General features: G+C 38.5%; 13 protein-coding genes. 6 read left to right on the top strand and 7 right to left on the bottom strand.

Annotation, left to right across the window (positions count from 1 at the left end; genetic code table 11):
- Positions 1–37: 37 nt before the first annotated feature.
- Together NOX80_RS02365 and NOX80_RS02360 are read right to left on the bottom strand one after the other, a co-directional pair.
- Positions 38–2470: a bifunctional UDP-N-acetylmuramoyl-tripeptide:D-alanyl-D-alanine ligase/alanine racemase gene (locus NOX80_RS02365; RefSeq protein ID WP_256551737.1), complete on the bottom strand. Its 2433-nt coding sequence runs from the start codon at positions 2468–2470 to the stop codon at positions 38–40.
- 3 nt (positions 2471–2473) lie between these two features.
- Entirely contained in the window at positions 2474–3097 is a 624-nt protein-coding gene (locus NOX80_RS02360; protein WP_256551736.1) for a thymidine kinase, read from the bottom strand.
- Between the two features lie 104 nt (positions 3098–3201).
- Here NOX80_RS02360 and NOX80_RS02355 point away from each other — a divergent pair, with 104 nt between their 5' ends.
- The 6 genes from NOX80_RS02355 to NOX80_RS02330 all read left to right on the top strand — a co-directional run bounded on the left by NOX80_RS02355 (position 3202) and on the right by NOX80_RS02330 (position 8793).
- The gene (locus NOX80_RS02355; RefSeq protein WP_256551735.1) at positions 3202–4251 is read left to right on the top strand and encodes a hypothetical protein; all 1050 of its coding nucleotides are present in this window, start codon (positions 3202–3204) and stop codon (positions 4249–4251) included.
- Positions 4252–4324: 73 nt separating this feature from the next.
- Complete coding sequence (gene rsmI, locus NOX80_RS02350; RefSeq protein ID WP_256551734.1) at positions 4325–5029, top strand: 16S rRNA (cytidine(1402)-2'-O)-methyltransferase; 705 nt, start codon at positions 4325–4327, stop codon at positions 5027–5029.
- Between the two features lie 2 nt (positions 5030–5031).
- Positions 5032–5454 carry an OsmC family protein gene (locus tag NOX80_RS02345; RefSeq protein WP_256551733.1) on the top strand — a complete coding sequence of 141 codons (423 nt, stop codon included), beginning with the start codon at positions 5032–5034 and terminating at the stop codon, positions 5452–5454.
- A gap of 58 nt (positions 5455–5512) precedes the next feature.
- Entirely contained in the window at positions 5513–7210 is a 1698-nt protein-coding gene (gene recJ / locus NOX80_RS02340; RefSeq protein ID WP_256551732.1) for a single-stranded-DNA-specific exonuclease RecJ, read from the top strand.
- A 66-nt stretch (positions 7211–7276) separates the two neighbouring features.
- Entirely contained in the window at positions 7277–8290 is a 1014-nt protein-coding gene (locus NOX80_RS02335) for an LLM class flavin-dependent oxidoreductase (RefSeq protein ID WP_256551731.1), read from the top strand.
- A gap of 149 nt (positions 8291–8439) precedes the next feature.
- On the top strand, positions 8440–8793 hold the full coding sequence (locus NOX80_RS02330) for a hypothetical protein (protein ID WP_256551730.1): 354 nt from the start codon (positions 8440–8442) through the stop codon (positions 8791–8793).
- Here the strand turns inward: NOX80_RS02330 and NOX80_RS02325 are convergent.
- The 5 genes from NOX80_RS02325 to NOX80_RS02305 all read right to left on the bottom strand — a co-directional run bounded on the left by NOX80_RS02325 (position 8790) and on the right by NOX80_RS02305 (position 12944).
- A complete protein-coding gene (locus tag NOX80_RS02325) occupies positions 8790–9227 on the bottom strand; it encodes a LexA family protein (RefSeq protein ID WP_256551729.1) in 438 nt (145 codons plus the stop codon). The genes NOX80_RS02330 and NOX80_RS02325 overlap by 4 nt on opposite strands.
- Positions 9218–10486 (bottom strand): Y-family DNA polymerase, encoded by a 1269-nt coding sequence (locus NOX80_RS02320; protein WP_256551728.1) that lies wholly within the window; start codon positions 10484–10486, stop codon positions 9218–9220. The genes NOX80_RS02325 and NOX80_RS02320 overlap by 10 nt, the downstream gene beginning before the upstream one ends.
- A 267-nt stretch (positions 10487–10753) precedes the next feature.
- Positions 10754–10903 carry a hypothetical protein gene (locus tag NOX80_RS02315; protein ID WP_256551727.1) on the bottom strand — a complete coding sequence of 50 codons (150 nt, stop codon included), beginning with the start codon at positions 10901–10903 and terminating at the stop codon, positions 10754–10756.
- A gap of 2 nt (positions 10904–10905) precedes the next feature.
- Complete coding sequence (locus tag NOX80_RS02310) at positions 10906–11373, bottom strand: DUF6934 family protein (protein ID WP_256551726.1); 468 nt, start codon at positions 11371–11373, stop codon at positions 10906–10908.
- A gap of 203 nt (positions 11374–11576) precedes the next feature.
- Positions 11577–12944, bottom strand: a complete 1368-nt coding sequence (locus tag NOX80_RS02305; RefSeq protein WP_256551725.1) for an NADH-quinone oxidoreductase subunit N — start codon at positions 12942–12944, stop codon at positions 11577–11579.
- Between the last annotated feature and the right edge of the window lie 4 nt (positions 12945–12948).

Raw genomic sequence — 12948 nt, 5'->3', positions numbered from 1 at the left:
AAACGGATTAAAAATTTAACAATTTTAGTAGTATTTTTTATTCTTTATAGAAAATACGTTTCACCCTTTGTGAGATACCGGTCAGGATTTCATACGGAATTGTACCGATTGTTTTGGCGATTTCGGTTACCCGTGGCTGTTCGCCGAAGATAATGACAGTATCGCCTTCTTTACAGTCAATTCCGGTAATGTCAACCATTAACATGTCCATACAGATATTACCGATGATAGGCGCTTTTTGATTGTGAATCAGAACATACCCTTTTTGATTACCCCAACTTCGGGGAATGCCATCGGCATATCCGATCGGAATAGTAGCTGTGTGAGTTAAATGAGTGGCCATAAATTTACGGCTGTAGCCTACACTGTCGCCGGTAGGTACATTTTTGACCTGAAGAATGACGGTTTTTAAGGTGCCTACATTTTCCAGTTGCCTCATCTCATTTTCATCGTTTCCGACACCGTATAATCCGATGCCAAGGCGAACCATGTCAAATTGATATTCCGGAAAATTATAAATACCGGACGTGTTTAATATATGTCGTATCGGTTGGATTTGTAAAGCGGTTACTATTTGCTGCGACCAATTGTCGAAAGTATGAATCTGTTGTAATGTAAAATCGTTGAATTCCGGACCGTCACTGGCGGAAAGATGAGAAAATATACTTTTTACAGAAACAAAATTATTGTGTTGCAATGTGGTAATCAACTCGTTTAAATTGCCGGACTCAAAACCCAATCGATGCATGCCGGTGTCCAGTTTGATATGGATCGGATAATTCGACAGGTTTTTTTGTTGTGCCAGCGTAATAAAACGTTTTAATACCTGAGGAGAATAGATTTCGGGTTCCAGATTATAAGCCACCATAGCCGAAAAAGCACTGTTTTCCGGATTCATCACAATAATCGGCATATCGATACCGGCATTACGTAGCGCGATTCCTTCATCAGCAAAAGCAACGCCCAGATAATCTACTTTATGATGTGCCAAAAGTTTCGCAATTTCAAAACTACCGCTTCCGTATCCGAAAGCTTTTACCATAACCATTACTTTGGTGCCCGGTTTTAGCTTTGATTTATAAAAGTTAAGGTTATGACTAATAGCGTTGAGGTTGATTTCTAATACGGTTTCGTGCGTTTTTTCTTCCAGTAGTGTTACAATCTCCTCAAAATGAAAATTTCGGGCTCCTTTAATCAGTATGGTTTCATTCTCAAATGCGGATGAATTGTACTGATTTAAAAAATCAGCCGTATTTTTAAAGGAAATAAAACCTTTGAAATCCTGAAGATGACGACTTATCGTCTCTCCGATACCTATTACCCGTTCAATTTTATTATTGGTTAATAATCGGGCGACTTTACTGTAAAGTTCTTCTACCGGGAAACCGCTTTGGAAAATATCCGAAAGAATAACGGTTTTCTTCTGATGCGTTTTATGTTGCTCTAGAAAATCCAAAGCAATTTTTAAAGATTGGTAATCGGAACTGTAACTGTCATCGATAATGGTGCAGTTATGAATTCCGTTTTTTACCTGTAATCGCATTTCAACCGGATACAGATTCGCGATACGTTCCTGTATAACCGCTTCCGGATAGTTTAAATATAATAAGACCATCAGGCAATGAATACTGTTTTCTACAGATGCCGCATCCTGAAACGGAATTGAAACCGAAAAATGATGTTTATTGTAAGTAATGCCTATGGAGTTGTTGGATTTTGTAAGAAGAACATCGGCTTTGTCGTTATCGAAACTCCAGGTAAATGTCTTCTGGTTGTGATCCAGTAGTGTGTCTATCGTTTCGTTTTTCTGACAGATCAGAACGGATGTGTTTTTGAAAAGCTTTAATTTTTCAGTTGTTTTTTGTTGCCTGTCTGTAAATCCTTCATCGTGAGCGGCTCCTATATTGGTTAAAATACCAATGGTCGGCTTGATAATCGGTTCCAGTTTTTCCATTTCACCAATAGTGGAAATACCGGCTTCAAAAATCCCGAGGTTGTGCTTTTCGTTAATTCCGATCACCGACAACGGAACGCCAACTTGGGAGTTATAACTTTTGGGACTACGAATAATGTTGTATTCCGGACTCAGTAAAAAGTTAAGCCATTCTTTTACAATGGTTTTTCCGTTACTGCCGGTGATCCCGATTATAGGAATATCAAATAATGTACGATAATAGGCTGCAAATTGCTGGAGACTTTCCAGTGTGTCGTTTACCAAAAGAAAATTGGCTTTCCCTACCAGATGCTCCGGTATATGGTTGACTACAAAATTAGTTACGCCTTTAGCGATCAGGCTTTCAATATAATGATGACCGTTGTGATTGTGACCTACCAAAGCAAAAAACAAAGTTCCGCTCCCGTTTTGTAATGAACGACTATCGATAGAAACGTTGTCAATAGTGCAGGTTTCGTCAGTCCCATACCATTTGGCAGTAATGACAGGGATAATATTTTTGATGATAAAACTCAAAACTTATTCGTTGTTTTTTCTGTTTTTAGAATTTTTTTCTCTTTCCTGCATTTCTTTCATTGCAGAGAAATAAGCGGCACGACTCAGTGGTTCGTATTCTTCGGTTTCGCCCAATAAAACGAGATTGTCGTTTTGAGCTTTTCGGAAACTGTAATTGGCCAGATTTCCGGTGCGGGTGCAAACGGCATGTACTTTGGTTACATATTCAGCGGTAGCCATCAGAGCCGGCATCGGACCAAAAGGATTGCCTTTAAAGTCCATATCCAGACCGGCAACGATAACACGGATTCCGGAATTGGCCAGATCATTACAAACCGCAACGATCTCATCGTCAAAAAACTGAGCTTCATCAATGCCAACTACATCACAACCATCGGCAAGTATACGAATATTGGCTGCAGCGGGAACAGGAGTCGAGCGAATTTCGTTGGAATCGTGCGATACGACCATTTCGTCATGATAACGGGTATCGATGGCCGGTTTGAAAATTTCAACACGCTGTTTGGCAAACTGAGCCCTTTTTAAACGACGAATTAGTTCTTCCGTCTTACCGGAAAACATGGAGCCGCAGATGACTTCAATCCACCCAAATTGTTCTTTGTGATTTACCGTATTTTCGAGAAACATTTTGTACTTTTCAAGCTGAAAACAGCGTTTTTTTCTGTTACTTTTGTAATGGAAACAAATTTATTAAAATAACCATCGTTTTACCCTATATAAAAGCAAAAGTTATGAAGAAAAAGCTAGAGGCTGAGTTAATCAGTATCGCGCATCGCATTTTAAAATTAAAAAATAAATCGGAAGTAATTCAGTTACATCAGGAAACGCAAAAATTATATGAAATCTTATCTGTATTGCGTTTCTACGAAGAAAATTTTGAAGAAGCGAAGCCAACGATCGGAGTAGAGGAACTGGAAGGGAAACTGGACGAAGTGTTAGAAAATAAGGAACCGGATACAACAACTACAATTGCTGAAGCGACACCGGCTGAACCTATAGTGGCTGAAAGAGAAGAAACAAATGCCGAAGAAGTTGAAAAAACGGAAGAAGCAGAAGCCGCTACAATGGAACCGGAAGCAGTAGAAGAAGTTCAGGCTGTAATGGAAGAAGAGGAAGAAGAAGTTATCCCGGAACCGGAACAAGAGCCTATAGCTGAAATTGTACCGGAAACAGAACTAGTAGCAGAAGAAGAAAAAGAACCGGAAGCCGAAAAAGTAGTTGTTGGTCAGATTGATATTGATGAAAGTGATTTGGAAGATGAAGAACCGCTGATCGAAGAAGAAAAAGTGGCTTTTCCGGAAATAGTAGAACCTGTTTTTGAACCGGTAAAAGAAGAACCGAAAAAAGAATCACATCAGATCACATTAGAAGATCTGTTAGGGCAACATTCTTATAAAGAACCGGAATTTGTTAAAGTAGAAGATGTTCCTGCGGAGGTAGAAAAAGTGGCTGATATCGCATTTGAGCCGGTATTTGAACCGAAAGCGGAAGTACATTCTGTTTCGATTGATGCTGAAAGAGAAGCGTATAGTCGTAAAACGGATTCGGCCGGTAAAACAATTGCTTTAGGATTGAACGACCGCATTGCTTTCGAAAAAAATCTTTTTGGCGGAAGCGGAGAAGATTTAAACCGGGTATTGTCGCAGTTAAATACATTCGACAATTATGAAGATGCCCGAAATTTTATTGAAGATCTGGTAAGACCGGATTACAATAACTGGGAAGGAAAAGAAGAATACGAAACACGTTTTATGGAGATCGTTGAAAAGCGATTTTCATAATAGTCATAACTTATCCATTACACCAATCGGCATGAATGTTAGTTTATGCTGATTGGTGTTTAAATTTTACGCTATGTCTAAATTATATTTGGTACCAACCCCGATCGGAAATCTGGAAGACATGACTTTCCGGGCGATCCGCATATTAAAGGAAGTCGATCTGATTTTGGCGGAAGATACCCGTAACAGCGGGAAATTGCTCAAACATTTCGAAATCGCCACACCGATGCAGAGTCATCATATGCACAACGAACATAAGACGGTTGAAACGATTATCCGTAGGTTGCAATCCGGAGAAACAATAGCGTTGATTTCCGATGCGGGAACTCCGGCTATTTCCGATCCGGGCTTTTTATTAACACGTGCCTGTGTAGAACACAAAATCGAAGTGGAATGTCTTCCGGGCGCAACTGCATTTGTACCGGCTTTGGTCAATAGCGGATTGCCGAATGACAAGTTTATATTCGAGGGCTTTCTACCGGATAAAAAAGGGCGACAAACCCGTTATCTTGCATTGGCGGAAGAAACCCGAACGATGATTTTGTATGTTTCACCGCATAAATTGGTGAAAACACTGGCCGAATTTATTCAGTATTTCGGTGCCGACCGACCGGTTTCGGTTTCGCGGGAATTATCCAAACTACACGAAGAAACCGTACGCGGAACAGCGGAAGAAGTTTTAAAACATTTTGAAGCCAAACCACCAAAAGGAGAGATCGTAGTAATTGTGGGAGGGAAGGTAATCGCTAAAGAAAATAAAAAAGATAAAAACGAGTAAATATGACACATCAGGTACGTACCAAATGGTTAGGGAAAATGCAATTTGAATCCACCAATCCCAGTGGTGATGTAATGACGATTGATGCCGGTCCGGAAAACGGAGGTGAAGGCAAAGGGTTGCGTCCGAAAGCGTTGATGTTATCAGCATTAGCCGGATGTACAGGATTGGATGTCGCCTCGCTTATCGAAAAAATGAAGCTGGAAGTGACCGATTTTACAATCGAAACGGAAGGTGAACTTACAGAAGAACATCCGAAAACCTATCATACCGTTCGGGTCGATTATCATTTTTACGGTTCCGATCTTGAACCGAAAAAACTCGAAAAAGCAGTCAATCTTTCGGTAGAAAAATATTGTGGCGTGATGGAAATGTTCCGTCAATTTGCCAAAGTCGAGATCAAAATACACTATCATACAGTATAAATACCTATCACACCTGACAGGTTTTTAAAATCTGTCAGGTGTGACTAAATAATCAAGCATGCGCTGGACAATCAAACTGAAACCAAATCCCCAAAAAATAAAACAACTGGCAAGTGAACTTAATGTTAGTCCTTTAATTGCCGGCTTATTGATACAACGTGGGATTGATACGTTTGATCAGGCTAAAGCTTTCTTTCGTCCGTCGCTGGATGATTTACACGATCCGTATCTGATGAAAGACATGGATAAAGCGGTAGAACGAATAGAAAAAGCAATAGCAAACGAAGAAAATATTTTGGTTTACGGCGATTATGATGTCGACGGAACGACTGCTGTTGCTTTGATGAGTTCGTATCTGAGCAGTTATTATCCGAATGTAGCAACGTATATTCCCGATCGTTATGCGGAAGGATATGGGGTTTCATTTCAGGGAATTGATTTTGCTGAGGATAACGGATTTACGTTAATCATTGCATTAGACTGTGGAATTAAATCGATTGATAAAGTAGCTTACGCTCGTCAGAAAAACATCGATTTTGTGATTTGTGATCACCATCGTCCGGGAGATGAATTGCCGGATGCTGTTGCCGTACTCGATCCGAAACGATCGGACTGTTTTTATCCGTATGACGAATTATGCGGTTGCGGAGTCGGTTTTAAACTGATACAGGCGTTAGCAGCAAACAGAGGTTTGGCTATTGAAGATTTAACGCCGTATCTGGATCTTGTGGCTACCGCTATTGCGGCGGATATTGTCCCGATTACAGGCGAAAACCGGGTATTAGCGAAGTTTGGATTAGAGGTGATTAATGCCGATCCGCGTCCCGGTATTAAAGCATTGATTAAAAATGTCAAAAAGAAGGAATTGACGATTACTGATGTCGTTTTTATCATCGCACCCCGAATTAATGCGGCCGGCCGAATTAAACACGGAAATCATGCTGTAGCATTGCTAACGGAATTTGATCTGCTGCAAGCAAGTGAATTTGCAAGTCAGATTGAGATGTTTAATGCTGATCGGAAAGATCTGGACAAACAAATTACCAAAGAAGCCTTAAAACAGATTGAAGGAAGCGGCGAACAGGAACGTTATACAACTGTTGTATATCAGGAAGACTGGCATAAAGGGGTTATCGGAATCGTTGCATCCCGTTTAACGGAAGTTTACTATCGTCCCACACTGGTTTTTACTAAAAGTGGGGATAAGTTGGCAGCATCGGCACGATCGGTTAAAGATTTTGATGTGTATAATGCTTTGGAAGCCTGTTCAGACTATTTGGAACAATTCGGAGGTCATATGTATGCTGCCGGATTAACGTTAAAAGAAAGTGACTACGAAAATTTTAAAAAACAATTTGAAAAAGTCGTATCCGAGACCATTACTCCTGATTTGATGGTACCCGAAATTAGTATCGATGCCGTAATTGATTTTGATGCTATAGATGATAAATTAGTCCGTATTCTTAATCAAATGGAACCTTTCGGACCGGGAAATATGACGCCGGTTTTCCTTGCGCAAAAGCTAACGGATACCGGATACGGTAAAAAAATCGGACAGGATGAAGAACACCTGCGTTTATTTGTAAAGCAACATTCGAATGATAAAGGATTTGCGGCAATTGGTTTCGGACTGGCGAATAAAATCAGTATGACCCAAAACCGAAAACATTTTGACGCTGTTTTCTCGATCGATGAAAACGAATGGAACGGAACGGTGAGTAAGCAACTACGATTACGTGATATTAAAGAATCTTAATTAACAGTTTATTGGGTTTTCCTAAAAAAGTATTTCTCTAAATTTATTTATTATAAATAAAGAGAAATGATTTCACCCGATAATCCGTTACACGGAGTTCAATATTCTATACTTGATTTAGCAGTAGTTTCCCAGGGAGACACTTATTCAGATACTTTTCGAAAATGCCGGGAATTGGCACAAAAAGCGGAAGCGCTGGGTTACTCCCGCTTTTGGCTCTCCGAACATCATAATATGCAACATGTAGCCAGTTCGGCTACTTCTGTACTGATTGGTAATATTGCCGAACATACTCAAACCATACGAGTAGGTTCCGGTGGGATTATGTTACCGAATCATTCTCCGCTTGCTGTAGCAGAACAATTCGGGACCTTAAGTACTTTATATCCGGATCGTATTGATCTGGGATTGGGACGTGCACCCGGAACAGATGGAGCAACGGCGATGGCTTTACGGAAAAACAATTATGATCTGAATTATGATTTTGAAGCGCATATTCAGGAATTGCAACAGTATTTAAGTGCTGAAAACAGCGCGGCAAAAGTAAGAGCCTTTCCGGGCGAAGGAATTGATATCCCGATTTGGATTTTAGGATCGAGTATGGAAAGTGCCGTTTTAGCTGGAAAATTAGGATTGCCTTACGCTTTTGCAGCCCATTTTGCCCCGGCTCAGTTTTACCGGGCTATCGAATTATACCGTCATTATTTTGTTCCTTCCGATTATTTATCAGAACCATATATACTGGCATGTGTAAATGTCATTGCTGCGGATAATGATGATGAAGCTAATTATCTTTCAACATCGCTTTACCAGGCTTTTACCGGGATTATAACCAATACCCGTCGTCCGTTAATGCCACCGGTTGATGATATGGATGAGGTGTGGACTGCTGATGTAATGGAAGCAGTAATGCAGATGACAGCTTTTACTTTTGTCGGAAACAAAGAAACATTACAAAAACACTTTAGCGAGTTTATACAGGCTACTAAAGTAAATGAGATTATGGCCATTTCACAAATCTTCGACCAACAGGCAAAGTTGCGTTCTTTTGAGATATTGGCCGAAGCTTTTAGAAACTAATTACGGATAGCCTTAATAAAAATGGTTTTTTGGATAGCCCTTATATTTATAGGTCCGGATATAAGGGTTGGCTATCCTGATTTAAAATAAATTAATTTTTATTTAGAATGAATATAAATAATTTTTATATTTGTTTAAAATTAAAGGTGATGCAACAGATAGAACAACTTTATCATAACGATTTCGGAGTAGCTTTTTTCTGGATTAAAGACCAGAGAACATTACGCCATAAAATACAATTGGTATTTAAGGAAACAGGATTTTATCTGACAAAAGAGGAAATGCAGGAGTTTTCAGAACTTATCGATTTATCTTGTGAGAGTGCATGTTGCTCGGAATGTGAAATGCGTAACCGTTGTCATAAGTTTTTATTGAAGACGCCTTTTGAGGCGCTGGATCTTGCTGTGACCCGAAAAGAAGTTTACCAGATTAAAGATCTGGTTGAAGGAACGCTTTTTCAGTTAAACCTGAATATGTATTTGGATGAGTTGTGTAAAAACTAAACACTTTTCAATACATACGTTACAATTCCCCAGATGATCAATTCATTATCTTCCGTTACTTTTATCGGAGTATAATCGGTATTTTCAGGGATGAGGTAAATGCAATCTTTTTCAATTTTAATCCGTTTTACGGTAAATTCCCCATCGATATAACAAACGGCAATTTTATTGTTTTTAGGTTCCAGACTACGATCGATCACCAGAATATCACCATCATCAATACCGGCACCGCTCATCGAATTGCCTTTAGCCCGGGCATAAAAAGTGGCTTCCTGATTTTTAACGACAACTTTATCCAGGCTGATTTTAGTTCCGTCAAAATCGGCGGCAGGCGACGGGAACCCGGCTTTAATACCATCGGCAATAAAGGGTAACTCCATCGAAGCTTCACTTTCGGGAATAAAAAAATGCAGGGGATTTTTGTCTAGTGGCATTGTATTTCCAGTATGTCCTTAATGTCTGTTGTATAATTCGGAGAAAGATGATTTTGTTTCATCTTCCAGGTTCGCTGTAAATCCTGATTACCCAATCGGATTTTACGATCACCGGTTTTTTGGTGATACAGGTCCATTACTTCCATCAGTTTTTGATGTTTCGGGTTTTCTTCATCAAATAAATGCAATTGTTTCTGATCCTGAGGGAGTAACTGCGTTACAATAACACCGGCTTTCAGATAGACTTCATTTGGTTCGTACAGTTTTTCAAGGATTTCGATCGCCAGATTACTGATTGTGATATTCGAATTGCTGGCAAAAGGTAAAGTCTCCATCTGACTGTAATAATGACGTTTGGTGTTTGACCGGTGTTTGTCTTTTACCAATAGTACGACCACACTATAGCAACAGGATTTTTGTTTGCGGAGTTTTTCAGCGCAAACAGAAGCAAAAGTTGCAATTCGTTCCCGGATTTCCCGATAGTCAGATAATTTTTTTTCAAAACTACGGGTAATAGCGATACTCTTTTTCGAATCGTGTTGCGTTTCGAGTTCCAATACCGGATTGCCGAGTAATTCACTGCGTAAACGCAAACCGATAACGCCCATTTCCTTTCGGATCCAACCTTCGTGTTCCGGTAAGGTAAAATCGTAAGCGGTAAAAATATTACGGGCTTTTACTTTTTTGATCAACCGATAGCCAATACCCCAAACATCTTCAATTTTAGTCCACTTTAAGGCTTTAATTCGTTTTTCATCACTATCAATAACATAAACACCGCCGGTACGTTCCTGAAATTTTTTAGCGATTTTGTTGGCTACTTTTGACAATGCTTTTGTTGGCGCCATACTCACACATATTGGGATACTTAGCCATTTTTGGATCCTTTTTCTTATTTGGATACCATAATCGTGATAGTCAGGTATCATCATGCCGTCAAAACTCAGGAAGGCTTCATCGATACTGTATTCTTCGACGTGAGGTGTAAATTGGCGGAGAATGTTCATCACGCGTCCGCTCAAGTCACCATAAAGAGCATAATTGGACGAAAAGACTTTAATTCCGAGTTGTTTTAACTGATCACGCACCTGAAATTCCGGAGCACCCATTGGAATTCCGAGGGCTTTCGCTTCTTCGCTGCGCGAAATAATACAGCCGTCGTTGTTCGATAAAATCACAACAGGTTGACCCACGTATTGGGGTTGAAATACCCGTTCGCAGGAAGCATAAAAGTTATTACAATCGACCAATGCATACATGATGTAAAATTACGGTTTTGGTCAATAGGGAGACAAAATGGGGCGTTAAAATGTTACTGTTTATTTTTAAACGAGGAAGACCGGGTTTGTATTCGGCTAATAAATTTTTGAGTGAAAGTAGCTATCGAAAGTTTCTGAATTAATCTTACATATGATTACTTCCAGTCGATAAATAGCATGTTATTTTTATGCTATTATAAATCAAGAGATATGTATGTTATGTAAAAAGAGGAAAAATAAAACCTCCGAATCAAGGAGGTTTTTATATTAAAAACTAAGTTTAAATCTTAATTTCTTTATTTCTTCGGGTTTACCTGATTTAAATTTGATGTCTTTAAACTTATCTAACTCAGTGTTAAGCGTAATTTTTGCATCTTTTTTTGAGGTAATATCTTTTTTAATATCGTTGTTTTTCATAATTACTTCCTTTTAATTAGAAATCCATCAAAATCTTCTTTGTAGTCAAATGGGTGGTCGAGTATGTCCCCATTTTTATTCATTCTTGCTCCAAAGATATTAAAAGTTTTTGATAATTCATTCAAATTTAAATGAATAGCTCTTTTGTATAGATTTGTCCTTCTTTTGTCACTACCTCTAAAAAAAATGGTGGCATTAGGATATGTCTGTGTAAAATCATAGGCTGTATGAGCTACTGTAGCTAATACTTCCCGAATATCTCCATTTCCTGTTACAATTTCATCATCAATGAAATATTGCTCATTTTCTTTGTCATATTTAAGATCTCCAAATGCTAAATTATATAAATCTGTTTTATCAGTAACGGTATAATGAACCATTTTTGAAACATCACCTATTGTTCCGCTACTTGTAAAACGAAATAATTTTGAATCAGTACTTTTATTTGCATCATATTTGGTATAGTTCATTGGTAGTTATAACTTTTGCCTAACAAAATATAGTATTTTCTGCAAGATAAATTTTGATTAACAGAATAGTCTTTTTTATGGAATAATTGTCCTTTTTTAAGGGTGTTGAAAATAACAATTAATCCTAAAAGAGTATAATAACAAAAAAGTCATCAGTTTCCCGATGACTTTTTTAGTTAGTATAAATGAATGTATAATAAACCTTATAGTAAATCCATTAGGAAAGAAGGGAACAGACCAATCGCAATGTTTAGTCCGATAGCTAATACCGCTACGATATAATATTCGAACGGAACCGGTCTTTTTTCTTCATTTGGTTCTTTGGTGTACATCGCACTGATTACTTTAAAATAGTAATACACACTGATGATGGAGTTGATCACACCGGCAATTAACAGGATAAGATAACCCGCTTGTAATGTCTGGTTCAAAATAAAGAACTTGGCAAAGAAACCGGAGAAAATCGGAATACCGGCCATCGACAATAATGAAGCTGATAAAATCGCAGCCATTAACGGATTATTTTTCCCTAGTCCGTTAAAGAATGTAATGCTTTCGTCTTCTTTATTATTACATACGTAAAGAATCACAGCAAAAGCAGCAATACCGGCTAATGTATAAGCGGTAGCGTAATAAAACAAACTTCCGGTTGCATTGGATAAGTTTAAAAGAGCCATTAACATAAATCCGGCATGTGAAATACCCGAAAAGGCCAACATTCTTTTAATATTGTTTTGGCGTAATGCCATAATATTACCAACAGTCATAGAAAGGATCGAAATGATTACAATAACCGTTTCGTAGGCAAAATTCATATTACCGTTCATTGCAAGATTTAGCTTAAAGAAAGTTGCCATAGCAACGACTTTTGCTAGTGTACTCATCGTTGCCGTTGTTAGAGCAGGAGCACCTTCATATACATCCGGCGCCCAGAAATGGAACGGAACGGCTGCAATTTTAAATAACATTCCCACAGTGATCATACAAACACCGATATAAAACCAGTCACCGGTAGCAGCTGAATTCGAAGCTTCGTAGATCATGTTCATATCGAAAGAAGCTACAGCTCCGTAGATTAAAGCAATACCGAAAAGAATTACACCCGACGCAAAAGATCCCATAAGGAAATATTTCATACCTGCTTCATTACTTTTCAGACTTAACGGTTTACTTCCGGCAAGGATATACAATGAAATAGATAAGATTTCCAATCCTAAGAAAAACATCGCCAGGTTTCCGAAGGATACCATTGAAATCGCTCCTAATAAAAGGAATATTTTGATGGCGATAAAATCAGAAAGTTTTGACGGACGGTTCTTGTAAAAATTATGACTTAAAGTAACCAGGAAAAGGGTTAACAGTATAAATAAACTGGAAAAAGCTACTGTAAAACGATTGGTCACAATCATATTGTTATAGTAACTTTCGGTTACGTTAAATTCAGTCACGGTCATGCCTAATGCTACCAACAAACCGACAACGGCTATTGGAATAATGGCTTTTCGTAAGTTAAAAATTTCAGCTAAAAGGCAAACGACACCTAATACTGCAATTGCTATTATTGTACTCATTATG

The organism is Flavobacterium cerinum (assembly GCF_024496085.1).
Classification (GTDB): Bacteria; Bacteroidota; Bacteroidia; order Flavobacteriales; family Flavobacteriaceae; genus Flavobacterium; species Flavobacterium cerinum_A.
This window is presented reverse-complemented; position numbering and strand designations above follow the sequence as displayed.

Coding starts and splice junctions, on each gene's coding strand:
- NOX80_RS02360 (WP_256551736.1), bottom strand. CDS start 3,097: ATGTTTCTCGAAAATACGGTAAATCACAAAGAACAATTTGGGTGGATT.
- NOX80_RS02355 (WP_256551735.1), top strand. CDS start 3,202: ATGAAGAAAAAGCTAGAGGCTGAGTTAATCAGTATCGCGCATCGCATT.
- rsmI (WP_256551734.1), top strand. CDS start 4,325: ATGTCTAAATTATATTTGGTACCAACCCCGATCGGAAATCTGGAAGAC.
- NOX80_RS02345 (WP_256551733.1), top strand. CDS start 5,032: ATGACACATCAGGTACGTACCAAATGGTTAGGGAAAATGCAATTTGAA.
- recJ (WP_256551732.1), top strand. CDS start 5,513: ATGCGCTGGACAATCAAACTGAAACCAAATCCCCAAAAAATAAAACAA.
- NOX80_RS02335 (WP_256551731.1), top strand. CDS start 7,277: ATGATTTCACCCGATAATCCGTTACACGGAGTTCAATATTCTATACTT.
- NOX80_RS02330 (WP_256551730.1), top strand. CDS start 8,440: ATGCAACAGATAGAACAACTTTATCATAACGATTTCGGAGTAGCTTTT.
- NOX80_RS02325 (WP_256551729.1), bottom strand. CDS start 9,227: ATGCCACTAGACAAAAATCCCCTGCATTTTTTTATTCCCGAAAGTGAA.
- NOX80_RS02320 (WP_256551728.1), bottom strand. CDS start 10,486: ATGTATGCATTGGTCGATTGTAATAACTTTTATGCTTCCTGCGAACGG.
- NOX80_RS02315 (WP_256551727.1), bottom strand. CDS start 10,903: ATGAAAAACAACGATATTAAAAAAGATATTACCTCAAAAAAAGATGCA.
- NOX80_RS02310 (WP_256551726.1), bottom strand. CDS start 11,373: ATGAACTATACCAAATATGATGCAAATAAAAGTACTGATTCAAAATTA.
- NOX80_RS02305 (WP_256551725.1), bottom strand. CDS start 12,944: ATGAGTACAATAATAGCAATTGCAGTATTAGGTGTCGTTTGCCTTTTA.